This window comes from Pseudanabaena sp. Chao 1811, assembly GCF_027942295.1.
Classification (GTDB): domain Bacteria; phylum Cyanobacteriota; class Cyanobacteriia; order Pseudanabaenales; family Pseudanabaenaceae; genus Pseudanabaena.
In genome coordinates this window covers 4,481,738-4,506,504 of the sequence record NZ_CP101416.1, presented here as the reverse complement: position 1 = coordinate 4,506,504, position 24,767 = coordinate 4,481,738, and the positions used below count along the sequence as shown (strand labels likewise).

The following is a 24,767-nucleotide window of genomic DNA, read 5'->3' as shown; positions in this document are numbered from 1 at the left end:
GAGAATCCCTATTTTATTTATCTGTTTCGGGTTAACTCGACATAGATATTCTCAAGGCGTACTGGTTGACGCATGATCGAGTCGATCACAATGCCATCAAAATAATCCAAAATTTCCTTTAGCTCCATTGGCTTTGGTAGCCAAAAGGTTAGCTCGCGACCATAGTGCCTATACTCAAAGCCTAGCTCGATCGCTCTCTTGATTGCCAAGTCTTCGGTTGGCGTACAAACGATCGCAATTTCTTGGGCAGGGATATACTTACGCAGTTCATCCAGATTTCCTTCGGCTAATAAACTACCTTGTTTAATGATGCCGATACGCTGACACAAACGTTCTGCTTCATCGAGCAAATGGGTAGTCAATAAAATCGCCGTATCTTGGCTACTTAAATTACGAATTACTTCCCAAATTTCGTAACGCGCCTCAATATCTAGCCCAGTTGTTGGCTCATCTAGCACTACCAACTGTGGCTGATGAATCAGAGCGATCGCCATACTCAGGCGACGTTGCATTCCCCCACTGAGAGTATCGGCAATACTTTTAGCGCGATCGCCTAGACCTACCAGTTCGAGACAATACTTAGCTTGTTTCCGACAAAGCTCGTTGTTTAGCCCATAGAGCCGCCCAAAAAACTGGAGATTTTCATCACAGGTCAGGCTCTTATAAAAAATATTTTCCTGTGGGGCGATTCCAATTAGCGATCGCATTACTCCTGAAGAAGTTTGACCATTCATCATGATGTTGCCGCGATCGGCTTTAATCAAACCGCACAGAATACTAATTGTGGTGGTCTTACCAGCTCCGTTTGGGCCGAGTAAGCCGTAAACTTCACCTGATTGGATAGTAAAGCTCAAGTCCTGCAAAACTTGCTTCTTTCCATAAGATTTACAGATTTTGCGAACCTCTAGCACGAATTATATCTAGCTCTCTTAAAGTGTTGCTTAAAGTATAGCAATCAGCATTACAAAACCCAAACAGTTAGAAACAGCACAAAATCATACCTCTAGCTATTTGAAGTTGTGCAACGCTCTAGAAAAGCCTCTAACTACTGCAAGCAAATTATGCATGCTTATCTTAGTACTGCAAAATAGAATATTCTCCTTGAGGAGATAGCAAAGTAGACTCAATTTGATTTTTAACTAATGGGCTGACGTACTCAGCATTATTGAGACATTCCACTAAAAGCTTATTGGCATCGTGATATGTTCGCAATACTTTGAGTTGATTTTCACTAAACTGCCATTCTTGGGAGCCTTTGCGATGTTGCACGATGAGACTGCGTAATTTTTTTGACCAATCTAAGCCTTTAGACTGCCACCACTTAGAAAATTTCTCGCGATCTTTGTAAGGATCAGGAAATTTCTGCCGTAAAAATTGCAATCCCTTATGGAGATCTGGCTCAAGGATACAGGCTAGTTCCAAAATGCGATGGTTGGCAAAATATAAGGCTAAGTCAAGGTTGAGAGCAAGATTAATCGTAAAGTCAATATCTACCTCTGTTTCCATGGTGTTGTCGAATCCCAAGGCTTTAGTTCTTGCTCGTTCTAGCGATCGCGAATGGGCAATATCTAATGCTCTTGCACGATCTAGCGATCGCGTATGTTCCAAATCAATATCTAGGTATAAAGCTCGAATTGTCACCGCCTTATAGGGAGTCTTCATTTGAATCGATTGCTGATTTACCCAAGACAAAAATGATTGGAGGTGAGGATCTTTGACCACAAGCTCATCAATTTTTCGCTTCATCATTGTTAGCGTGCGATCAGCTTGCTGGGAAATACTTATTGTCATTACAATCACCCCATGCCAGCGATTGAGATACATGCGATCTAGTAAATATTTTTGGGCAGCCGCAGGATTACTATTGGCGATGCGATAGGCAGCAAGATAATCATGCAAAGTTGTATGACTGAGTTTATAAATACCTTTGGCAGATTCAATTAATAAGCTATGTTGCCATTTAAGCATCTCGAAAAGTTGATCACGATCAACTGCAACATGGGATAAACTTCGACTGGCATTTATACATGCTTGAAAGTCATCCTCAAGCTCATTGTTTTGCCAAATGTAGCCATGACGATCCAAAGAGACGATCGCAACATAGGACAGTAAATCCTGCTTCTGAGAAGTTGATAAGGATTGCTGTGGAGAACTGGGTAAACATTTCGTCTGTTCCCATTTACTGAGTAACAGATTTAAGATTTCTTGATAAAAGTTGGGCTTGAGATATTCACAACTGTTAAAGGCGGTACAAATATGGGTTAGTAATAGAGGATTTGTCGCAAGTTCTGCTAAAGGCTGATTAGTAGTAAGTAGTTGCTGAAACTTGTCCTTTTTTTTAGTTGATTGAACAGAGGTTGTGTGAAACCATTTACTTACAAATTCAGCGATTTGAGTATGGTTAAATGGGGCAATTTCTATGGTTTGAAATGATTCGAGAATATGTCCATAGATAGGATTGCGGGTAGCAAAGACCATCCGATTTTTGGGATAGCAATCGCTAAAGTTTAAGATTTTTTGAGCAACTTCAGCGCGATAAACTTCGGGTATTTCATCTAAGCCATCCCAAAGCAATAAAAAATCCCCCTCATTTAATAATTGCTCTAGTACATTGTTAGTTGATAATCCATCTAATACATCTCCAGATAATCCATAGTGGGTAATTTGAGATTTGAGCCATGCAAATGGATTATTTAAAGAATCTGCTCTATGAAAATTATGTAGATCAACTAGCGATCGCAATGGCAAAAACACAGGTAAATAATCAGGCAAAACTTGGTCAGTAATACTTGCTAAAGCCCAATATTTGCTTAATGTGGTTTTACCTATACCCGCTCCTCCAACCAACAAAATTTTCTTATATTCCTCTACAGCCTGATTTGCAGGAATTGATGGTGGATGGAGTTTTGCTAAATAAAAGCGATCATATTGTTCGGGAGGAATATTTGCAAAAGTCTCATTAAGATCTAGATATTGACTACTGGGTAAATTAGTAAATACCTCAATATCTGTATATAGGTCATGTAAATAAAGTGGACTATTGATATCAATTACTCTAAGGCGATCGCATTGACGAATCAAACTAAAAGAGATCTTTTGACGTAGTTTTTGAACAAATTGATTAGATGTTATTAGTAGATCCTCTTGTATATCCTGATTCACGTTAGAGGATGGTAGAGATAAATTATTAGTTAAATCCTGATTCAATTCAGAGGAGAGACTAGAATCACTTAAGTTTATAGATGATGGAACTTCATTATGAGAAATACTATAACCATTACTAGATTCCTCTATATTAGTAGATGTAGAAGTTGCATCTACCTTATCATCTAAAGTTTCTGAAAGTTTATCTAGATGAGAATCTAATGCAATATTTAATTTTGTACAAACTAGGTTATAGGTATTACGGTCAACAATTTCTCCATTCAAAAAGTTCTCAACTAATTGCACTGCAATGCCAAGATCATTTGCCAACTGCAAAGTATCATAGCCACTACGGGTGAGTGCATCCTTTGCAATAACAAGGACTTCTGACGACGCTCTTAGCATCAATGCTACAACCATAGCTCTAATTCCTCATGTTTGAATCATGTTTTTGCAAAGTCTTTCACAACTAAAAGACTTTGCAGGTAGCTTTTAGAAAAGCTTGTATTACAAGATTTTCTAAAAATTATCTGGATTTAGATACAGCATAAAGTGCTGTAATGTGATCGCAAATTGCTTTAATCAATAATATTACTTATTAAGAGAACTTTGACTGAAGTGAGTTTAATTTTGTACAAACTAGGTTATAGGTATTACGGTCAACAATTTCTCCATTCAAAAAGTTCTCAACTAATTGCACTGCAATGCCAAGATCATTTGCCAACTGCAAAGTATCATAGCCACTACGGGTGAGTGCATCCTTTGCAATAACAAGGACTTCTGACGACGCTCTTAGCATCAATGCTACAACCATAGCTCTAATTCCTCATGTTTGAATCATGTTTTTGCAAAGTCTTTCACAACTAAAAGACTTTGCAGGTAGCTTTTAGAAAAGCTTGTATTACAAGATTTTCTAAAAATTATCTGGATTTAGATACAGCATAAAGTGCTGTAATGTGATCGCAAATTGCTTTAATCAATAATATTACTTATTAAGAGAACTTTGACTGAAGTGAGTTTATTGACCTTAGCGATAGATGTGGGTGGAAGTAGTATCAAATCAATCATATTGCGAGACGATGGAACTGCCGCCTCAGAGCGATCTCAAATTCCTACCGCCCATCCCGCAACTCCCGATATAATCGTTTCCCAGTTACTTGATTTGATTAATATACAGGGCGATTATGATCGGATCGCCATCGGATTTCCAAGCGTTGTCGAAAATGGGATCACAAGGGGTGCTATTAACCTACATCCTGATTGGGATGGGTTTAACTTAGCTGAAGTATTACAGAATAAGTTGGGTAAACCAATTAGGATTGCCAATGATGCGGATGTACAGGGTTGTGGCGCGATCTCAGGGCAGGGCGTGGAGCTAGTAGTTACTCTGGGTACTGGCTTCGGATCATCACTTTTTCTCGATGGGAAGTTACTTCCTAATTTAGAACTCGGTCAACATATTTTTCGCGATCGCGATACCTACGAGGATTGTTTGGGGCAAGCCGCACTAGATCGTATTGGTGTTGAGATTTGGAATATCCAATTAGCTGAAGCGATCGCCTCACTTTATAAGTTATTTAATTTCGACAAAATATATTTAGGTGGTGGTAATTCACGCTTAGTTAAAGTTGAGCTACCACCAAACTTATCAAATAAAGTCGCGATCGTTTCTAACGACTTGGGATTGATCGGTGGATTAGCTTTATGGCGATTTAGCTAAACATAGTACCAATATCTAAAACAAAATTTGGTAAGACACTTTCTCCAGAAAGAGTTTGGGGATTATCCAAAATCTCAACGGGTTGCCCTTGGCGATAGATGGCAACTCGTCTATATTTTGGATCGATCAACCAAGCCAAAAGACAACCATTGTCCATATATTCTTCCATTTTTACTTGCCCCTGTTTCCATGAATCACTAGGAGACAAAAGCTCAATGAGGAATTCAGGACAGATAGGTAAAAATCCTTTGCGCTGCTCAGGAGTAAGCGATTCCCATTTTGCCAAGGAAATCCATGCAGCATCAGGTGAACGATCGCTACCCTTCGGTAAACTAAACCCAGTTGATGAATCAAAGGTTTTACCAATTGTTTGATTTTTAGTTAAAGACCGATTCCACGCAACAAGTTCATAATTTAGTTCTGAGTTAAAACTACCAGTTTCACCACCTGTTGGGGATATGACGATCAATTCTCCTTTAGCTGTACGCTCTAGTTTCATTTCAGGATTTGCCGCACAAAGCTTGATAAACTCTTCGCGAGTCAGCGTAATTACTGGGCTGAGATCGAGGGTTTGAAAGTTCATGATTGTTTAATCCCATAAAATAGCTTAGGCAAGAAATTCCCTGCTTATAGCGTTTTCCAGCTTAGTGAATTACGGTTTAAACTCCTCGCCTTTGGGAGAGAAACTAAACTTTCTGGAACTAAGTAATCAGGAAATTTTTTGAATTATTCGGTAACAAGTCGCGAGACAGAGAGGGTGTCACACATTTTTTTGATTTGATTGCAAACACGATCAAATTGGTGACGATCGCTAATATCAATACTTAAATCAATAATTGCCGCTTTACCTTTTTTGGTCTGCACATTTGCCTTACGGACATTAATCTTGTTATCGGAGAGGCGAGTCAAAATATCTCGTAGTACACCTACCCGATCTATGGTTTCTACGCGAATATCAATGGGATAGGTGATAACTTGATCATTCTCTTTGCGCTGATTCCATGCCACATGCAGAAGGCGATCGCTAGGGATACTCGCTAAATTATTACAATCATTGCGATGGATCGTAATCCCGCGATTACTACCTAAAGACACAACTCCCGTAATTGCTTCCCCAGGGAGAGGCGCACAACAGCCTGCGATCGAGTAAACCATTCCCTCTAGTCCTAAAATTGGCGATTTAGAATTGTGGTTATGATTAGGCTCATGGCGAGCTTCATATTTTTGGGGATTGATATAACGCTCGCTATGCTGATGCTCCCGCAATTTATTAACAACAGCATTAACCGACGTTTCGCCATAGCCAATTCCTGCGATCAAATCTTCAACGGTGTGATAGTTGCATCGCTCAGCAAGTTTGAGCATCTGGTCGGATTTGAGCAGAGCTTCTAAGCCATTTTTGCCCAATTCTCGCTCTAATGCACTGCGACCGAGGGCAAGATTTTCCTCACGACGCGATCGCTTAAACCATTGCCGAATTCGAGATTTTGCGGAACTGGTCGCGACAAAATTAATCCAGTCAGTACTAGGGTGGGCATTATTTTGCGTCAGAATCGAAACAATATCACCATGCTTAAGGGGACGATGGAGAGGAACCATCACACTATTGACTAGCGCGCCTGAGCAATGATTCCCCACTTCTGTATGTACCCGATAGGCAAAATCTACAGGAGTTGCACCCCTTGGCAAACAGTACACATCGCCCTTGGGACTAAAGACATAAACCTCACTATCAAATAAATCTTCCTTGACGCTGTCTAAATATTCCTGAGGATCTTTCAGTTCGCGCTGCCATTCCACCAACTGACGCAACCAAGTAAATTTCTGGTCATCTCCCTTGAGGGGCTTGCTCGTAGAGTTGCTCTCTTTATATTTCCAATGAGCCGCAATCCCATAGTCAGCGATATGGTGCATTTCCCATGTGCGAATCTGCACTTCTACAGGCTGTCCCTTTGGTCCAATTACCGCAGTATGTAGAGACTGATAGCGGTTCGGCTTGGGCAAGCCAATGTAATCTTTGAAACGTCCGGGGATTGGGCAAAAGTGATCATGGACAACCGCGAGAACGCGATAGCATTCCTCTTTACTATTGACGATCACCCGCACCGCTTGAATATCGTAAATCTCGTTATATTGTTTCTGTTGGCGTTCCATTTTGCGGTAAATGCCATACAGATGTTTGGGTCTACCACTAATTTCAAAGTCTTCTAGTCCCATTGCTTTTAGGCGATCGCCTAATACCTTGGTTACTTCCACCAATTGCTCGTTACGGCTCTCATGGGTCTCAGCAACCAAAGACTCCATCATTTGATATTTTTCTGGCTCAATATATTTAAAGGCGATATCTTCCAGTTCCCACTTAATCTGCCCTAAACCAAGGCGATTAGCTAAAGGGGCAAAAATCTCTCTGGTTTCCCTAGAAATTAAAACTTGTTTCTCAGGACGTAGATGTTCCAGAGTGCGCATATTGTGCAGGCGATCGGCAAGCTTGACAATGATTACACGGATGTCCTGTGCCATCGCCAGAAACATCCGACGAAAGTTTTCGGCTTGACTTTCAGTTTTACTCTCAAAACTCAGCTTTGATAACTTCGTGACCCCTTCAACTAACTGCCTGACTTCTTTACCAAACTTTTCTTCAATTTGCTCGCAAGATACCTCAGTATCCTCAACTACATCATGCAAAAAGCCTGCGGCAATCATGGCATTGCTGCCACCTAAATCCTTCAAAATCGAAGCAACTGCGATCGGATGCAATATATATGGCTCCCCCGAAGCGCGGCATTGACCATCATGCAGCCGATAGGCAAAGTCTAAAGCGCGACAAACAACATCCTCATTCTCTAAGTTATCTCCCCTCTGTGACTTTTCCCAACAACACCGCAACCATTCTGGAATCCACGCACCCACTACTTCATCGCATTTTCGCGCTTTTTCATAATCTAGAGACTGACCTAGACGTTCTACTGGAGCTTCAGCTAATAATGTCATCGGAGTCATTGGTTCAAGTTCCCCTTAGCAGAGATATTTATATAAGATTTCCATAACCTTATTTTAAACTTTATGTCAACTATGCTACTTTGTCTTTAGATTTGCACTAAATAACAGCAAAAATATTAAAAAATCATAAAGATATAGCATTTATCCCAAGGAATTAGGGGTAAAACTTGCCTAAACTGCCAATTTTTAGATATTAAACAATCATCGGCTTACTTAAGCGATCGATCTTTTTGCATAAAGTTAAACGATGAATATCGCTATCCCACTGCACATGATCAAAAATCTTGCGCAGTATATAAAAGCCTCTACCACATTCCAAGTCATGACATGGAGTTGGTTCATCTTTTCCAACTTCAGAAGATTGTGGTTCAAGTCCCTGATCAGTAATGATCCACCAGTACATTTGCGACACAATCGAAAATTTAACCGTGATCTGTTTACATGGATCTAGAGAATTTCCATGTTTTACTGCATTTACCAAAGCCTCTTGTAAACCAAGCCGTAGTTCTGGCTGCCATTCTGACGGTACTTCGTCAAGCAACAAGTCCAGCACTGGGGCAAGATAGAGAGTTGAAGTAAAACTGAGATTACTCCACTTACGTCCCACGGGACGGACAGGTGTCACAATCACGCCCTTTTAGCTCCTCTGAGAATAACTGCTATAGCCTGATGTGGTTTCGGTTGCAAGAATTTACCCTGTAACCAGCCCACAATGGAATTCATTAAATTCACGATCGCCATACAATAGTAATACTTCCTATTCTAGCGAAAAAATCTTTCCAAAGAAGTATGACCTTTACGCAACGCAAAACTTCTCCCTTTAATCCCACCGAAAACATGCGCACTATGGGCAAGGGGATGCGAGCCGCAATTTTATTTTTGCTGGGCGTATTGATGCTGCTGGGAATTTTAGGGGGGCGACTATTTTATTTACAACTAATTGAGGGCGATCTCAATCAACAACTTGCAGAAAATAATCGGATTCGGCTCATTGCCAAACCACCTGAGCGTGGTCGTCTGTTTGATCGCAAAGGTAATATTCTTGCATCTAGTCGGTTAGCCCATGTGGTTTATCTTTGGCCAATTGCCCAATCCAAAGAAAAATGGGAACCAATCATTAATCGTTTAGCAGAGTTGATGGGAGTTCCCGCCCAAAACATTACCGATAAGTTAGAACAAGAGGGGTATAACTCACCCAATTTAGTCAGAGTCTCCACAGCCATTAGCGCTAAACTTGTGACGGTTCTCTCAGAGCATAGCCTCGAATTACCAGGGGTAAAGGTAGAGCCAGAAGCAGTACGCTACTACCCCAATGGCGATATGGCTGCCCATTTGCTTGGCTATACAGGAGAACTAACCGCCGAAGAGTTGCCCAAATTGCGCGAAAAAGGCTATCGTCCGGGGGATGTGATTGGTAAAGCAGGTGTAGAGTATGCCTTTGAGAAGATGTTGCGTGGTGAATGGGGTGGTCAACAGGTAGAAGTTGATGCCTTTGGTAAGGTATTGCGAATTTTAGGTCAAAAGCCACCCAAAGCAGGAAATGCTGTCAAATTAACCATCGATCTCGATTTAGAAAAAGCCGTTGAGAAGATTTTAGGGGAGCAGCAGGGCGGCATCGTGGCGATGAATCCTAACAATGGCGAAATCTTGGCAATGGTCAGTCATCCAGCTTTTGATCCCAATTTATTCTCTGGCAAAATCTCTGAAGCAACATGGAAACGACTCCAAGAAAAAGATCACCCCTTTGTCAATCGCACTCTACAGGTATATCCCCCCGCAAGTACCTTTAAGGTTGTGACGATGACTGCGGCTTTAGAGAGTAAAGCTTTTGGAACAAATGATGTCTTACCAACCTATCCATACCTTGATGTGGGAGGCTTCCAGTTTTGGGATCATAACAAGGCAGGCTTTGGCACGATTGGTTTCTATGAGGCGATGGCCTATAGCAGTAATACCTTCTTTGGTCAGGTCGGCATGCGAGTGGGTGAAAGGACTCTTGCTGAATGGTCACATAAGTATGGCTATGGCGAATATTCGGGCATTGAAATTAAAGAGGAAGAGACTAAAGGTACAGTTCCCGATCCAGAGTGGAAGCAGAAAGTGGTGGGCGAACCTTGGTATGTGGGCAATACCCTAAATATGTCGATTGGTCAGGGTGATGTCCAAGCCAATCTTTTGCAGGTTTCGATGATGACCTCTGGGGTCGCCAATGGCGGCTTTAAGATCAGACCGCATTTGCTCCTTGAAGATAATGATGCTAAGGAATGGAAACAGTCCCTAAATATATCTCCAACCAATTTAGCAGCCTTACAAAAAGCTCTCAAATCAGTATTTGAGTTTGGAACGGCTTCATCTCTAAGTTCTGCGGAAATTGCGATGGCTGGTAAATCTGGTACGGCACAAGATCCACCACGTCCTAACCATGCTTGGTTTACTGTGTATGCCCCCTTCGAGAAACCTGAAATTGTGGTGACAGTATTTGCAGAAAATGCTGGTGGTGGTGGTGGTAGCGCGATCGCTGCTCCTCTCGCAGTTCAGACGGTAGAAGCCTATATGCAAATCAAAAAGCAAGGCAATTCACCAAATAATCCCCCAGTTCCAAAAGTAACCAATTAAAAAAGGGCGGCACTCAGTGCCGCCCTTTTTTAATTGGTTTAAACTAGATTTTCTTCAACCAGCTAAACATGGAGCGTAGCTCTTTACCAACGGACTCGATTTGATGCTCAGCTTCTTGACGACGCATTGCGGTAAATCCGGGCTTACCAGCTTGGTTTTCAAGAACGAACTCACGCGCAAATTGACCAGATTGAATTTCCGAAAGGATCTTCTTCATTTCTGCCTTGGTTTCGGCATTAACGACGCGAGGTCCACGGGTGTAGTCGCCATATTCTGCGGTGTTGGAGATGCTATAGCGCATATTGGACATACCGCCTTCAACCACCAAGTCAACGATCAGCTTAACTTCGTGTAAGCACTCAAAGTAAGCGAGTTCGGGTTGATAGCCAGCTTCAACGAGGGTTTCAAAACCAGCCTTGATCAAAGCGCATAAACCGCCGCAAAGTACTGCTTGTTCGCCGAAGAGGTCGGTTTCGGTTTCTTCACGGAAGGTGGTTTCGAGAACACCGCCGCGAGTGCCGCCGATACCCTTGGCATATGCCATAGCGCGATCGCGTGCTTGACCAGAAGCATCTTGGTAGACTGCGAACAATGCAGGAACGCCTTGACCTTGGGTATAGGTGCGGCGTACCAAGTGTCCAGGACCTTTAGGGGCAACCATGATCACATCAACATCAGCAGGAGGTACAACCTGTGCGAAGTGGATATTGAAACCATGAGCAAAGGCTAGGGTGTCCCCTGCTTTCAGGTTTGGTGCAATTTCGGTAGCATAAATTGCTTTTTGAGTTTCATCAGGCAATAGAATCATAATGAGGTCAGCCGCTGCCGACGCATCAGCTACGGTCTTAACGGTCAAACCATCAGCTTCTGCTTTTTGCCATGAGGGACTGCCTTGATATAACCCCACGATGACATTCACGCCGCTATCTTTGAGGTTGAGGGCATGGGCGTGACCCTGAGAACCGTAGCCAATAATTGCGACCGTCTTACCCGCTAAAAATTCAAGATTTGCGTCCGTGTCGTAGTACATCCGAGCCATAGTGTGGTTATCTCCGAGACAAGAATTAAATAAGTGTAGAGTGAAAGTTGGTTTGTAAGGTTTATTGTCAATTGGCTTCAAACACTTTTTCTAGTCTAACAAAAATCGTCCCTCTAAAGAAATAAATTTAACGTCAGTTCGGGTTAAGCTGGCAAATGTTAAAAGCCCAAAAGTAAAAGCCTTGCTAAGCAAGGCTTTTACTTTTGGGCTTTTAGAGAGGGTTTGCGTAGCAAACCCTCTCTAAAAGCCCCGCACTGCGTTAAATTTATAGTCTTATTTAGACAAAGGCAGCGCAAAGCGCTGCTTTTGTCTATGGGTTATCAATGCTGCGATCGCCATATTTCTAAAAAGTCATTAATTTCTTGCATTAGCCATTCTTTTTCCACTCGACTCAAACCCGACCCAAATTTGTGGGAATAGACACCTTGATTTAGGCATAACTGCATGACAGGTTGATTGTTGACTTCATAAAAACTCTTTAGCTCTAGGGGGCGCAAATCTTGAGTTTTACCCTGTATACGTCGCTTTGCACCGAGAATATCCCATTCAAGACTGAAATTGCGATCGCCGATCAGAAGATGCACTTTACCAAATACCGTTGATAAAGCCGTATAAGCCATGCCAATACCCACAAGCCAAAATGGTATCGAGAATAGGGCAAAAAATCCTGCTCTCGAAGCCAAGGATGTCCAAAACACCAGAAAGCCATTCCAGCAAATTGCAAATATTAATAAACTGACACCTTCACCTCGCCCTCCTGTTGGTGGTATATCAATTTCTAAAAAATAGTCAGTCTTTTTCAGTTCGATCCGACTACCGAGGGGCTTTTCATAGCGACGTTGAGAAACTGGGCGATCGCCTGTTTGATTGAGTAAATGCTGAATATCAAGAGCCTTAATGCGTTGCTCGATGGGTGGTAAATTTTTAGGGGTTTGTAAAGCTCTAAGAGCTTGTCTGGCAGTACTAAAACGATCCTCGATCGCAGGTTCGATCATTTTTTCGAGCCAATCGGCAAAGTGCGGTGAAATATCCACAGAATCACGGAAGTTAATTTTGAATCTGACCTCAGGCAAGTCCGCAGGCGATCGCCCTGTCAGTAAAAATAAAATTGTTGCACCGAGTGCATAGAGATCGGTGGCAGGTAATGACTTTCCACGAAATTGTTCGGGCGGCATATAGCCATAAGTCCCAACGATCGTACTACCGCCTATTTGGGTATTGCGATAGGTATCTTGCACTGCACCAAAATCAACAAGGGCAATTTTGCCATTGGGTTGCCGAATTAGATTTTGGGGTTTGATATCGCGATGTACTACGGGTGGCTTCAGTTCATGGAGATAGATCAATACATCAAGAACTTGTTCTGCAATTTGTTTAATGTCAGATTCGCCGCCATGCCATCCATTGGCAATTTCCTGTGCAAGCGATCGCCCCTCTACTAATTGCTGCACGATGTAAAAATCGCGATCGCTTTGATGATCGATCTGAAAATAGTCTAGGTAACGGGGAATAGCAGGATGATCAAGTTGGGCTAAGACCTTGGCTTCCCGTTCAAATAGCTCTAATACTTTCCATTCATTCATCCGCCGCAGCGATAAAGCCTTAAGTGCAACGAGATCGCCCGTTTGCAAATCCTCAGCAGCATAAGTGATACCAATTCCCCCCTGTCCCAAAACATGAGAAATACGATAACGTTCTTGAACTATTTCCCCAGTTTGATGTAGTTCTGTCACAAAATTTCCCTAAATCAATATTATTCAGATGTTGTGTTGTAGTTAGATCTCATCATCTAAATCAACACCCAACTGCCGTAGCTTCTCTGCAAGCCGATCAGCCCGTGCTTTTTCCTGTAACGCCTGCTTATTAGCTACTTCTACCCTTTGATTAGCCGTTTCTGCTCTTTGATTAGCCTCCTGCGCGGCGATGTATAACTCTTCAGGAGTGAGCAACTTCTCTCCATTATCGAGACGGTAAAAAACGATCAGATATTCTTCAGCTTGTACTCTTAGTTGCAAAACTTGGCTGCAATTGTCGCTGATGGGCTTATATATATCATCCTCATTCAGTCGAAAACCTTGCAACTTTTCGGCAACCCATTCACCATAGGGATCGAATAGCCAATATTCCGTAACCCCTAATTGCTCATATAGCGTCTTCTTAAAGTTCCAATCTACTTCTTTTGTCCCTGCGGATGTTACCTCAAAGATAATTGCAGGAGTTTGCTTTCCCTCCCAAATTTTATAATTATCATAGAGTCGTTTCTCAATATCGAAAACTACCATCACATCAGGTGCAACTCTAGCTCTGGGATTGCCCTCAATGTAATAGAGAAATTGATCGGCAAAGACCACCGCTTGCTGATCCTGTAAATACAGTCTCAAGAGAGCAAGGGTCATCAGAATTGCTAAAACATGTTGTTGGGTTTCTGCCAAGGGTTCTCTATCGGAACTGGGATAGACAATTTCTGAGGTTGTGGGGATGACAGCCTGTACTTGGTTGGTGATTTGAGGTTGCGATCGCTGATCGGTGATAGCTACCATAGGTCTCACGGGGAGGAACTTAACTTTAATTATAGAGAGATTCAGATTGATCGCGACTAATTAAACCCAAACTATTGGGCATCCCGCTAAGCGGGATGCCCAATAGTTTATTCATACAAAAACACAAGATTTAGTTAATGCTTTTTGTAATAGATTTTGATAACTTTGATCGTCAATTTCATAGGCTCCAAATCTTGCTAAATGCGGATTCATTAACTGAGCATCAAATAAACCATAACCCCGCGATCGCAAATGCTCTACTAACTTCACCATTGCCACCTTCGAGCCTTCAGGAATTTTAAAAAACATCGACTCACCAATAAATACGCCACGAATGGCGATCCCCAGAATTCCGCCTGCTAACTTGTCTCCTTGCCATGTCTCAAAACTATGCGCCCAACCTGCTTGGTGCAAATTAAAATATAGCGATCGCAGTTCGTTGGAGATCCATGTCGTTTCGCGATCAGCACAGCCTTCTACAACCTGCTCAAAGGCACTATCAATTTTGACCTCAAAGCGATTTTGATTGATTGCCCGCTGCAAAGATTTGGGATATCGAAAGCGATCGTCAAGGGGGATCAAGGTGCGTTCATTCGTGTAATACCACTCAATCGGCTGCCCATCACCTTCGGCCATCAAAAAGTAGCCTTGGCTATAACCGTCAATAACGCTGCGGATATCAAATCTTTCCACAAATAGATTTCCAGCTCGCAAGTAAAGAATTTAATATTGCAATCTATTTTAAAGTCTCTTTACAAATCAACATAGTTTTTTGTCTAATCCTCATCTGCGAAAGCAGACAATTAGCTGAAAAACTACTCAGTATTTACATCAATTAGCGCATAAAAAATATAAGACTTTTACCAAAGCGAAAACGGTCAAAAAAATAAATGGCTCACTCAATTTAAGTAGAATTACTTATCTAGAGTGAACCATTTATTTCTATAAATTGTTCTTAAATTTGGTATTGAAGTTCAGAATCTTTAAATTAGCCGATTCCGTTTGAATGTTTATATTCTGCAAGATCTTGATCAAAAACTGGGATCGCTTAATGTTTTCTTTATAATTCCAGCCAGCTATTTTACCTAAGTTTAAATACCCACATTCAAAATCTTGATAGCCCTAGATCCCCATATAAGTGAGTAAAAATACTGGGATTTTTGGTGTGGTTATCCCTAATTGACAAAATTAATACCAGTTAAAATGAAATTATCAAGAATTTGCATAAAAATAAGTGGTTTCTTGAAGCTAGGTATAAATAACCATTTGCTCTGAGAAACCACTTATTTGGTTAGTAGTTTATTAAGTTTGTATTTAAATTCAGAGCCTATATATAAGCTGGCTCCGTTTGAATGATCCTATTTTGATCGAAAATTTGACACTTGCAGGATCACTTAATATTTTCTTTACAGTTAATTCTCTAAACTTAAAGCTTAAGTATTTGTACTTAGTCTTTAAGTGATTCTCAATTTGTTTTGGGCGATATTAATTAACATATTTATTAATTTGGACACTTATTTATTGCTGGTTTGTTTATTAAATTTACTGATTCTTTAATATTGATTTTTATATAGATTTATCTCTTTTTATATCAATACATATCATTTGCGTAACAAAGTTTTTTAAAAGCCCCATAGGTACGGAAACACGCACTCTTTAGCAAGGTAGAACCGATCCCGCTAAAAATCTAGACACTCTAAGATATTCCCAGATAAGCAAATAACCGATAAATCATCATTCAAGTCGTACTTGAGTTGTAATTTTCAATTTGTCTAAACACCACAGGAGGTAACTCGCGATGCAACCAACTAATCCAAATCAATTTACCGAAAAAGCATGGGCGGCGATCGCAAGGACACCCGACGTGGTGAAAGCAGCCCAACAACAACAAATAGAGCCAGAGCATTTACTAAAATCCTTGCTAGAGGAAGAAGGGCTAGCATCAAGTATTTTTAGCAAAGCGGGGATCAATATTCAGCGTTTACGCGATCGCACTGATGAGTTTATTAATCGTCAGCCTAAAGTATCTAGCTCAAATAGTGCAGTTTATCTAGGCAAAAACTTAGATGTATTACTAGATCGTGCCGACAAGGAACGTAAAAGTTTTGGCGATGAGTTTATTTCCATCGAACATATTTTGCTGCCCTATTGCAAAGATGATCGCTTCGGAAAAACCCTATATCAAGAAATGGGACTCGATGAAGCCAAGCTCCGTAATATTATTCAGCAAGTCCGAGGCAATCAAAAAGTGACAGACCAAAATCCTGAGAACAAATACGAAGCATTAACCAAATATGGTCGTGATCTCACCGAATTAGCCCGTGAGGGCAAGCTTGATCCCGTAATTGGTCGTGATGATGAAATTCGCCGCACGATCCAAATTTTGTCGCGCCGCACCAAAAACAATCCTGTCCTAATTGGTGAACCGGGTGTGGGTAAAACAGCGATCGCTGAAGGTTTAGCCCAACGCATCCTCAGTGGTGATGTTCCTGAATCTTTACAGGGGCGTAAGTTGATTGCCCTCGATATGGGTGGACTAATTGCTGGTGCAAAATATCGCGGTGAATTTGAGGAAAGACTAAAAGCTGTCCTCAAGGAAGTGACTGAATCAAGTGGACAATTTATTCTCTTTATCGATGAAATCCATACCGTAGTCGGTGCGGGTGCAACACAGGGTGCAATGGATGCAGGTAACTTGCTGAAGCCAATGCTAGCTCGTGGTGAGTTGCGTTGTATTGGTGCAACTACCCTCGATGAATATCGCAAATATATTGAGAAAGATGCTGCCCTTGAGCGTCGCTTCCAACAGGTATATGTCGATCAACCAAATGTTGAAGATACAATCTCAATCCTGCGTGGTCTGCGCGATCGCTACGAGTTGCATCATGGCGTAAAAATCTCGGATACGGCGCTGGTAGCGGCGGCAACCCTTTCTAATCGCTATATTAGCGATCGCTTTTTGCCAGACAAGGCGATCGATCTCGTCGATGAAGCTGCGGCGAAGTTAAAAATGGAAATCACCTCTCAACCTGAAGCCCTTGATGAAATCAATCGTAAGGTGATTCAGCTAGAGATGGAGTGCCTCTCTCTAAAAAAGGAAACTGATCGTGAGTCCCTAGATCGTCTCGAAAAACTGAACAAGGAACTGGGCGACTTAAAGGAAGAACAAACCACCCTCAAGGCTCAGTGGGAAGCTGAAAAACAGGTAATCGATAATATCCGCAAACTGAAGGAAGCAATCGAGCATGTCAATGTCGAAATTCAGCAATCGGAACGTGACTATGATCTGAATAAAGCTGCCGAACTCAAGTATGGCAAGCTTACCGATTTACAACGTCAATTAGAAATTGCTGAGGTCAATCTCGAAGAAGCCAAAACGTCAGGGCGATCGCTATTGCGCCAAGAAGTCACCGAAGAAGACATTGCTGAAATCATTTCTAAATGGTCGGGTATACCCGTTAGCAAGCTGGTGGAATCGGAAAAAGAAAAACTCTTGCAATTGGAAAATGTTCTCCATGATCGCGTCGTTGGACAAGAGGAAGCAGTAACAGCGATCGCCGATGCCATTCAGCGATCGCGGGCAGGACTCGCCGATCCGAACCGTCCGATCGCCAGCTTCATCTTTTTAGGTCCCACGGGTGTCGGTAAAACTGAACTTGCTAAAGCCCTTGCTGCCTATCTCTTCGATACCGAAGACTCGATGGTGCGGATTGATATGTCTGAATATATGGAGAAACACAGCGTTTCCCGTTTAGTCGGCGCACCTCCCGGATATGTCGGTTACGAGGAAGGCGGACAATTGACTGAAGCCGTGCGTCGTCGTCCCTATGCCGTAATTCTCTTTGATGAAATTGAGAAAGCCCACCCCGATGTATTTAACATCATGCTGCAAATCCTCGATGATGGTCGTGTTACTGATTCTCAAGGTCGCACCGTTGACTTTAAGAATTCGATTATCATCATGACCAGCAACGTTGGTTCGCAATTCATTCTCGATATTGCGGGGGATGACTCTAAGTATGAAGAAATGCGTGATCGCGTGATGGAGTCGATGCGCTCTAGCTTCCGTCCCGAATTCCTTAACCGTATTGATGAAATTGTAATCTTCCATGCTCTCCGCCGTGACGAATTGCGCCGTATCGTTAAGCTGCAAGTCAAGCGTTTAGAACAACGTTTAGGCGATCGCCGCATGACCCTCAAACTTGCCGATGCTGCCCTAGACTTTATTGCGGAAGTTGGCTATGACCCTGTATACGGTGCGCGTCCACTCAAACGGATCATTCAGCGTCAACTAGAAACTCAAATTGCGAAGGGAATCTTGCGTGGTGACTATACTGATGGCGACACAATTTTTGTCGATATCGAAAATGAGCGTCTTGCCTTCAGACGACTTTCTGGAGATCTAATCACTGTTTCTTAAAAGAGAAGGGGCGCATTGCGCCCCTTCTCTATGACTATCTTGCGGTTAAGCTAGAGCCAATACCTTGGAAAAATAACCATGATAGAAAGAAGTTACTAATAAAGATAGAAAGTAGAGCCGTAACGACAGCAGTGGTGGTAGACTCACCGACACCCTTTGCCCCACCTGTAGTCGTTAATCCCCATGTTGTACCAATCGTAGCAATTAGGACACCAAAGATACTGGATTTGATGAGGGCAGCGATTAAGTCCCAAGGCTTGAGTAAGTTCTGAACAGAATTGAGAAACATCGTTGGGGAAATGGCATACATCGCTTGCGAGAGAAACAATCCGCCCGCCATACCTGTTAAAAAGCCTAAAATTGTCAAGATTGGCAGCATTAGCAAACAGGCGATCGCACGGGGAGTCGCCAAATAATCAATGGGATTGGTGCGTAGCATATAGAGCGCATCAATTTGCTCAGTTACCTGCATCGTGCCAATTTCCGCTGCAAAAGCTGAACCAATCCGACCTGCAATAATTACGGCTGTTAATACAGGAATTAACTCACGGGCTAAAGCGATCGCCAAAATTCCTCCGATCGCCTGTTGAGCGCCAAAGTTAATAAATTCTCGCGCTACTTGAATCGTAAATACAGCACCAACAAAGGAAGCCGTAATCAAGGTAATCAGCAGTGATTCTGTGCCAACTATGGACATTTGCTCAATTGTATTGCGCCAATGGAAACGTCGATAGATCAAAATATGGGTAATGATTTGTCCGATCAGGAGACAACTTTGCCCCACTTTAATTAGCCAGCTACCAAAATTTCCCATGCCCTAATTTTCCTATGTCATCTCAAATAAGTAGCTGGGCGCAATTAAATAAAACCCTAAAAGCTGTGGTGCACGCGCAGCGTGCGCCACAGCTTTTGGTTCTATTTTTTAATTATGCCTAGCTACTTAGTAGTAGCACAAAGTTTATTGTTTTCATTCTAAGTACATCGACATAATCATAGGAGATTCATGCTAAGACAGAAAATCAGCTTTTATCTTGATGACCTTGCCACACCGATTGGCAAATTAATTAATATTGCGATCGCTTTCCTCGTTCTTGCCTCCGCCACCAGCTTTGTCGCTCAAACTTACCCAATTCCTGATGTTACGCGCTATCACCTCAATTTACTAGATGACATCATTCTGGGGATATTTGTATTTGAATATTTTCTGCGTCTATGGTGCGCTGAGGAAAAGCTGAAATATTTATTTAGCCTCTATGCAATTGTCGATCTTTTAGCGATTTTGCCATTCTTTTTAGGCGCGATCGATGTAGCATTCATTCGGCTTCTGCGGTGGTTTCGGATTTTGCGTCTCATTCGCTTAGTGGAATCGCGATCGCTATTTGTCAACAAGACCGAAGATATCGCGATTTTATTGAGAATACTGTTTACGCTATTTGCGATCGTCTTTGTCTTTTCAGGATTGATTTACCAGATCGAACATCCGACTAATCCCAAATTTCATAATTTCCTTGATGCCTTCTATTTTTCCATTTTTACAATGACAACCGTGGGCTATAGCGATGTGATGCCCAAATCTGATGCAGGAAAATTGACAACTGTAATCATGGTGCTTACGGGGATTGCCCTCATTCCTGTACAGTTAGGGGAACTGTTTAAGCGCTTGATTAAAACTGCTAATCAAAGTGATCGTATTGGTGAAATGAAGGATATTACCTGCTCTGGTTGTGGCTTATCTTTACATGATGCCGACGCTCAGTTTTGCAAGGTATGTGGGACTAAGATTTAATTTGCTATGATGGAATTCTAGAGGCGCAGTATGAGTCCAATCTTTGCAATAGAGAAATTTGAGATAGTCCTAATTATTTTTACTGTTTACCATTATTTATGCAATTACTATGCGTAAGCCCAGCTTCCATTTTTTAGCTACTACATTACTGACATTTGCGACAATTCAGGCGATCGCTCTGGGGTATAGCGATCGCCAGCTAAATACATTGCTTCAGCAAGATCAACAAGCCTACGCTAGAAGTAGTGCGGGACGCAGCAGTGGCGGATCTTTTACTCGTTCAGCACCCTCAAGTTCTAGTAGCAAACCTTCCAGTTCTAGCAGCACATCTAAAACTTCCAGTCCCAACAATTCATCTAGTTCATCATCGCCATCAAGCCCCAGCAGTTCACCTGATAAAGATTCCTTTAGCTCCAATCAGCGACCATCATCAGGTAATACCATCGTTGCTCCTGTAATTATTGATAATGGTTATTCTCGTCCTAACTATTCCAACTCTAATTCCTACTCGTCATATAACTCTAGTTCATCTGGCACGCCTTGGTATGTCTGGCTAATTCTGTTACTAATTGGCGGTACGATTACTTACTTTATTATTCGAGCGCTATTTTTTGGATCTAAGCCTAATGTTGCCAAAGAGTTAGAGAATGACACTGTTACCGTTACTAAGCTCCAAGTGGCGCTCCTGTCTCAAGCGCGTGAAGTCCAATCTCGGTTAACTGAGTTAAGCCTAGAAGTGGATACGGATACTTCCGAAGGCTTACTGACTCTATTACAAGAATCTGCCCTCGCATTGATTCGCACTCCCGAAAATTGGACTCATGTTTGCAGTAGTTCTCAATCGGTAAAGCGTGATCAGGCTGAAGGGATTTTTCAAAAACTTTCCCTCGCCGAACGTAGTAAATTTAGTCACGAATCTTTAGTCAATGTCGGTGGTAGAGTTTCTCAACGCCAAGCACCGATCGCTTCACCTGATAAAGACCCATCGGCATATATTGTGGTCACTTTGCTGATCGGCACAGAGCATGACAAGCCACTCTTTGGCGAAATTAGAAATACTCAAGAGCTACGCACCGCTTTAGAAGCGATCGCTTCTATGCCTGCAAGTCATTTATTAGTATTTGAGCTGCTCTGGTCTCCCCAAGCAGATTCCGATAGTCTCACCTACGACGAGCTACTCACCGAGTACACCGACATGATCCAAATTTAGGTAATGATAGGCGGCGCGAAGCGCCGCCTATCATTACCTAAATCAATCGCTCGCAATTTATTAGGGTGACTGATTTCTCACCCATTTAAACCACTGCGCCACAGAACTCCATCCATTGAGATGCTGTAACTGGGGAGCGTGAGCTTTTACCAAACTATCAACCGATCGCAAAGCTGCAAACTGTAAACCCAAGAAGCTATCAACAGCCGCATAGGGACCTCCTAAAGTTGCGGCTCCTGCGGCATATACCCTTCCTTCGTTATTCCGCAATTCCGCAATTTCAAAATCATTAGTCACACTCAATCGTCCCAAAGCATTGATAGGAATGTTATAGCAATCGAGTAAATCAGCGAATAGAGGATTAGTCTGCACCTTCGCATCTAAACCCGTCGCATCAATAATAAAATCTGCCGTTAATTGCAAGACTCCTTCCATTTGACGCGGACGAATGTAGGTGGCTGTACGGCGATCGCTCAGTTGTTCCACCTTCTCCACATCACCAAAGGTAATCTGATACCAACCCTCATTCAGCCCTGTTTGCACGATCCTTTTCCAGTCATGGCGATCGGCTGTCGTCGTTCCACCCCAATCCTTGAGCAAAGCTTGCCTTGTCTGTGGATCAGCTTCTTCCAACACTGCGCGTAAATCTCCACCCCAACAAGCTTTGGGCCAGTTGAAGGGCTGAAATTCGTAATGATTTTCCACGGTGCGGCGGGCGCGTCCGTAGCTATTGCCTTGGGCTTTGGGCGATCGCATTAAATGTAAGAGATTAATTTTTTGCTGTGGTGATCGCTGTCGTACTTCATAAATACGCTGCACAATCCGCGAAGCGACTATGCCACGTCCACGAATCAACACCGTACCACCATGATTTTGTAAATGCTCGTAAATATGCTCATGTTCCTCATAGCCATTTACCACCGCTCGGAAATCCTCGGTTTCACTGCGATAGGCTTGTAAATCTGGCAAAAACTGAATCGCCGCATAGCCCATCGCCAAATGGAGATATTTGGCGACTAAAAAAGCATGATTCCCACGTCCTAGAGAATAGGCGATCGCATAGCGTCCATCGGTAGTTTTGCGAAGGGAACGTACTCTTCCATAGCGATAGATTTTGTCCCACCCAATACGGCTCGCTTCGCGATCGATGGAATCAAACACATTGCCTGATCGCGGTGTATAGGTTTCGGCTAAATCAGGCTCAGCAAAGACTTGCCAGAGATATCTCAAAGCTGTGTCAACCTTACAGTGAGTGAAGTCATGCCATGCCTCTCTCCATGCGTAACTAGGAAATCCCCAAATATTATCGGGACAGGAATCGGAATTAGAGCGCAGTCTTTCATGTAAAGGAATTTGCGAATTAAGGCAGAGTCTCTTATATCGAGCATAGGGTTGTGGCTCCAAACCAAGGGCAACAATCTGATCCGCCCCCACACCAAAAATCCGCAAATAGTCAGTCCAGATATAACTTCCTAATCCGCCACCGAGCGCTCCGTAGGTTGTCTCATGTACTGGTAGCCCCAAACTATACAAAGATTGAACTTCTACATTCGGTAATTGAAAGAAATCGGGAGGGAATGTTTGAGTAGATTCTAGGCTTTGTCCAGTATTAACAGGCTGTGAACTAGCTGGACTTGCCTCGGACTGGAGCAATCCCGTTTCAGGATGAAAGAGAATTGTCGGAACAGAAGAAGAGAGCTTAACGGTATTACTTGATGAATTATGGGGCGATCCCGTAATAATCGTTTGACTCGTTGATGGCAAATCAAAGGCGATCGCAATTTCATAGCGTCCAATCGTTAAGCGATCTCCACTCGCTAGCACTCTCCGTAATCCCATCCCCTGTTCAATTAATGCCCCATTTACCAAAATCCCATTGGTACTATTTTGATCAATTACTACTACGTTACCCTGCTCGAATACCAGCAAAGCATGATATCGCGACACCGAGCGATCGCTTAGCACTAATGGCGATACCTGATTTCCATCAAGGTCATTTGGTAAAGAAGTTTGCTCCTTGCCAATCGCGATCGGTAAACTCAACTGTAAGCTCTGCTGCTGATTCGTATTGATTTCCAGCCAACTTAACTGAACAAAAATTTGCATGTTATTCAAAATGATGTGTTAAGAGATTTACATCGCAATTCTTTACCTAAGGGTTCTGCAATTTAATAAGGAACCAGATTTTTTGTGGCGCGGCTTCGCCGCGCCACAAAAAATCGGTTCCTTATTTCCCTGTATGTCCCTAAGCAAGAGGCAAAATACTACTGGCAGCGCCAGCTAAGGAAGTACCACACCAAGGACATACGAGGGTTATCTTGTCATAGCTCGAAATCTTAGCGCATTTGAGATTTGGACATTGCAATCCATAGGCTTGCTCGGGATTGTTATGAGGAGTTGGTACAGATTTTTGGGGAGATTGAGTGACGATTTCCGTAATTTGCAAAATTTGATGTCCCAATGCGATCGCACTATTTTGCTGAAGTTCGATTTCTCCCTGCACTAACCGCTTACCGTCAACGACTGGCGGATTGGATTCACGCATATTCCTAAGCCAAAATTTTCGCTTCTGCGGGTCAAAATAAATCACCACATGCAAGCCTGACACTGTGGGATCTGATAAAACTAAATCACACCTTGCAGGGTCACGCCCAACCCGCACCATCGTGAGACCAATTTTATATTTTTTAGTAAGGCCAGCTTCCACCCAAGCCAGTGTTAATTCAGACATAATTGCCCTTAATGCTTGATCCTAAATATAGCGTTTTCCTGTCTTTCCGATAAGATGTTTGTATTCTCGCCGAAGGCGAGAATACAAACATCTTATCGGAAAGACCGAACATTAATTTCCATGACTCCGACATTACTTGGACGATGGCAAACTCGCCTTTTACTTTTGGCAACATTGGGAGTACTCATTACCATTCCCTTTTCTCTGATCAATGGTGATTCGATTTACTTTCAAGTTTTACTATGTATTGCAGTTCTAGGATGTATTTGGGATATTGTCTACAATCTACTCCAGCAAATACGTTGGGATCATGATTGGTCAGCATTGTGGCAATTATCCGCAGGGATTTGGGAAGCTTTTTTCTTTTATGTTCCCTTTAAATTTCTACTCGGTAATGTCTTGAAATTACCTTGGCTCAACTCAGACCTTCCCTTCGACAAATTTTTATTACATTACATATGTATATGGCTAGCTGTCTTTACTGCCTCTCAAACGATCATGCGAGTCATCTTTCCCCGTTGGCGATTTCATGGAGGAGAATGGCTCTAAATCAAACAGGGG

19 protein-coding genes are annotated in these 24,767 nt (G+C 42.5%); 6 read left to right on the top strand and 13 right to left on the bottom strand.

Features of this window, described 5'->3' with window-relative positions; translation table 11 throughout:
* Nucleotides 1–17 precede the first annotated feature (17 nt).
* From NMG48_RS20560 to NMG48_RS20550, 3 genes are all read right to left on the bottom strand, one after another.
* The gene (locus NMG48_RS20560) at nucleotides 18–911 is read right to left on the bottom strand and encodes an ABC transporter ATP-binding protein (RefSeq protein ID WP_271253261.1); all 894 of its coding nucleotides are present in this window, start codon (nucleotides 909–911) and stop codon (nucleotides 18–20) included.
* A gap of 163 nt (nucleotides 912–1,074) precedes the next feature.
* Nucleotides 1,075–3,564, bottom strand: coding sequence for an NACHT domain-containing protein (locus NMG48_RS20555; RefSeq protein WP_271253260.1), 2,490 nt, complete (start codon nucleotides 3,562–3,564; stop codon nucleotides 1,075–1,077).
* A gap of 178 nt (nucleotides 3,565–3,742) precedes the next feature.
* Nucleotides 3,743–3,958: a hypothetical protein gene (locus tag NMG48_RS20550; protein WP_271253259.1), complete on the bottom strand. Its 216-nt coding sequence runs from the start codon at nucleotides 3,956–3,958 to the stop codon at nucleotides 3,743–3,745.
* 198 nt (nucleotides 3,959–4,156) lie between these two features.
* On the opposite strand from NMG48_RS20550, the gene NMG48_RS20545 reads away from it, so the two are divergent.
* On the top strand, nucleotides 4,157–4,864 hold the full coding sequence (locus NMG48_RS20545; protein ID WP_271255297.1) for an ROK family protein: 708 nt from the start codon (nucleotides 4,157–4,159) through the stop codon (nucleotides 4,862–4,864).
* Here NMG48_RS20545 and NMG48_RS20540 read toward each other — a convergent pair.
* From NMG48_RS20540 to NMG48_RS20530, 3 genes are all read right to left on the bottom strand, one after another.
* Nucleotides 4,857–5,447 carry a Uma2 family endonuclease gene (locus NMG48_RS20540; protein WP_271253258.1) on the bottom strand — a complete coding sequence of 197 codons (591 nt, stop codon included), beginning with the start codon at nucleotides 5,445–5,447 and terminating at the stop codon, nucleotides 4,857–4,859. The genes NMG48_RS20545 and NMG48_RS20540 overlap by 8 nt on opposite strands.
* A 143-nt stretch (nucleotides 5,448–5,590) precedes the next feature.
* Nucleotides 5,591–7,864: a RelA/SpoT family protein gene (locus NMG48_RS20535; RefSeq protein ID WP_271253257.1), complete on the bottom strand. Its 2,274-nt coding sequence runs from the start codon at nucleotides 7,862–7,864 to the stop codon at nucleotides 5,591–5,593.
* A 193-nt stretch (nucleotides 7,865–8,057) separates the two neighbouring features.
* Nucleotides 8,058–8,495 (bottom strand): ATP-binding protein, encoded by a 438-nt coding sequence (locus NMG48_RS20530; protein ID WP_271253256.1) that lies wholly within the window; start codon nucleotides 8,493–8,495, stop codon nucleotides 8,058–8,060.
* Nucleotides 8,496–8,653: 158 nt separating this feature from the next.
* On the opposite strand from NMG48_RS20530, the gene mrdA reads away from it, so the two are divergent.
* Nucleotides 8,654–10,480 (top strand): penicillin-binding protein 2, encoded by a 1,827-nt coding sequence (mrdA, locus tag NMG48_RS20525; protein ID WP_271253255.1) that lies wholly within the window; start codon nucleotides 8,654–8,656, stop codon nucleotides 10,478–10,480.
* A gap of 43 nt (nucleotides 10,481–10,523) precedes the next feature.
* On the opposite strand, the gene ilvC is transcribed toward mrdA, so the two are convergent.
* From ilvC to aat, 4 genes are all read right to left on the bottom strand, one after another.
* On the bottom strand, nucleotides 10,524–11,519 hold the full coding sequence (gene ilvC, locus NMG48_RS20520; RefSeq protein WP_169365266.1) for a ketol-acid reductoisomerase: 996 nt from the start codon (nucleotides 11,517–11,519) through the stop codon (nucleotides 10,524–10,526).
* 320 nt (nucleotides 11,520–11,839) lie between these two features.
* The gene (locus NMG48_RS20515) at nucleotides 11,840–13,252 is read right to left on the bottom strand and encodes a serine/threonine protein kinase (RefSeq protein ID WP_271253254.1); all 1,413 of its coding nucleotides are present in this window, start codon (nucleotides 13,250–13,252) and stop codon (nucleotides 11,840–11,842) included.
* A gap of 42 nt (nucleotides 13,253–13,294) precedes the next feature.
* Complete coding sequence (locus NMG48_RS20510; protein WP_271253253.1) at nucleotides 13,295–14,059, bottom strand: Uma2 family endonuclease; 765 nt, start codon at nucleotides 14,057–14,059, stop codon at nucleotides 13,295–13,297.
* Nucleotides 14,060–14,170: 111 nt separating this feature from the next.
* Nucleotides 14,171–14,752 (bottom strand): leucyl/phenylalanyl-tRNA--protein transferase, encoded by a 582-nt coding sequence (aat, locus tag NMG48_RS20505; RefSeq protein ID WP_271253252.1) that lies wholly within the window; start codon nucleotides 14,750–14,752, stop codon nucleotides 14,171–14,173.
* A gap of 1,105 nt (nucleotides 14,753–15,857) precedes the next feature.
* On the opposite strand from aat, the gene clpB reads away from it, so the two are divergent.
* Nucleotides 15,858–18,479: an ATP-dependent chaperone ClpB gene (gene clpB, locus NMG48_RS20500; RefSeq protein WP_271253251.1), complete on the top strand. Its 2,622-nt coding sequence runs from the start codon at nucleotides 15,858–15,860 to the stop codon at nucleotides 18,477–18,479.
* Between the two features lie 34 nt (nucleotides 18,480–18,513).
* Here clpB and NMG48_RS20495 read toward each other — a convergent pair whose 3' ends face one another.
* Nucleotides 18,514–19,293, bottom strand: coding sequence for an MlaE family lipid ABC transporter permease subunit (locus tag NMG48_RS20495; protein ID WP_271253250.1), 780 nt, complete (start codon nucleotides 19,291–19,293; stop codon nucleotides 18,514–18,516).
* Nucleotides 19,294–19,482: 189 nt separating this feature from the next.
* Between NMG48_RS20495 and NMG48_RS20490 the strand changes: the two genes are divergently transcribed.
* Complete coding sequence (locus NMG48_RS20490) at nucleotides 19,483–20,265, top strand: ion transporter (protein ID WP_271253249.1); 783 nt, start codon at nucleotides 19,483–19,485, stop codon at nucleotides 20,263–20,265.
* 109 nt (nucleotides 20,266–20,374) lie between these two features.
* On the top strand, nucleotides 20,375–21,475 hold the full coding sequence (locus NMG48_RS20485; protein ID WP_271253248.1) for a DUF1517 domain-containing protein: 1,101 nt from the start codon (nucleotides 20,375–20,377) through the stop codon (nucleotides 21,473–21,475).
* A 60-nt stretch (nucleotides 21,476–21,535) separates the two neighbouring features.
* Here the strand turns inward: NMG48_RS20485 and NMG48_RS20480 are convergent, their stop codons facing one another.
* Entirely contained in the window at nucleotides 21,536–23,581 is a 2,046-nt protein-coding gene (locus tag NMG48_RS20480; protein ID WP_271253247.1) for an FHA domain-containing protein, read from the bottom strand.
* 139 nt (nucleotides 23,582–23,720) lie between these two features.
* The gene (locus NMG48_RS20475) at nucleotides 23,721–24,206 is read right to left on the bottom strand and encodes an FHA domain-containing protein (protein WP_271253246.1); all 486 of its coding nucleotides are present in this window, start codon (nucleotides 24,204–24,206) and stop codon (nucleotides 23,721–23,723) included.
* A 120-nt stretch (nucleotides 24,207–24,326) separates the two neighbouring features.
* On the opposite strand from NMG48_RS20475, the gene NMG48_RS20470 reads away from it, so the two are divergent.
* The gene (locus NMG48_RS20470; RefSeq protein ID WP_271253245.1) at nucleotides 24,327–24,755 is read left to right on the top strand and encodes a hypothetical protein; all 429 of its coding nucleotides are present in this window, start codon (nucleotides 24,327–24,329) and stop codon (nucleotides 24,753–24,755) included.
* The last annotated feature ends 12 nt before the right edge of the window (nucleotides 24,756–24,767 follow it).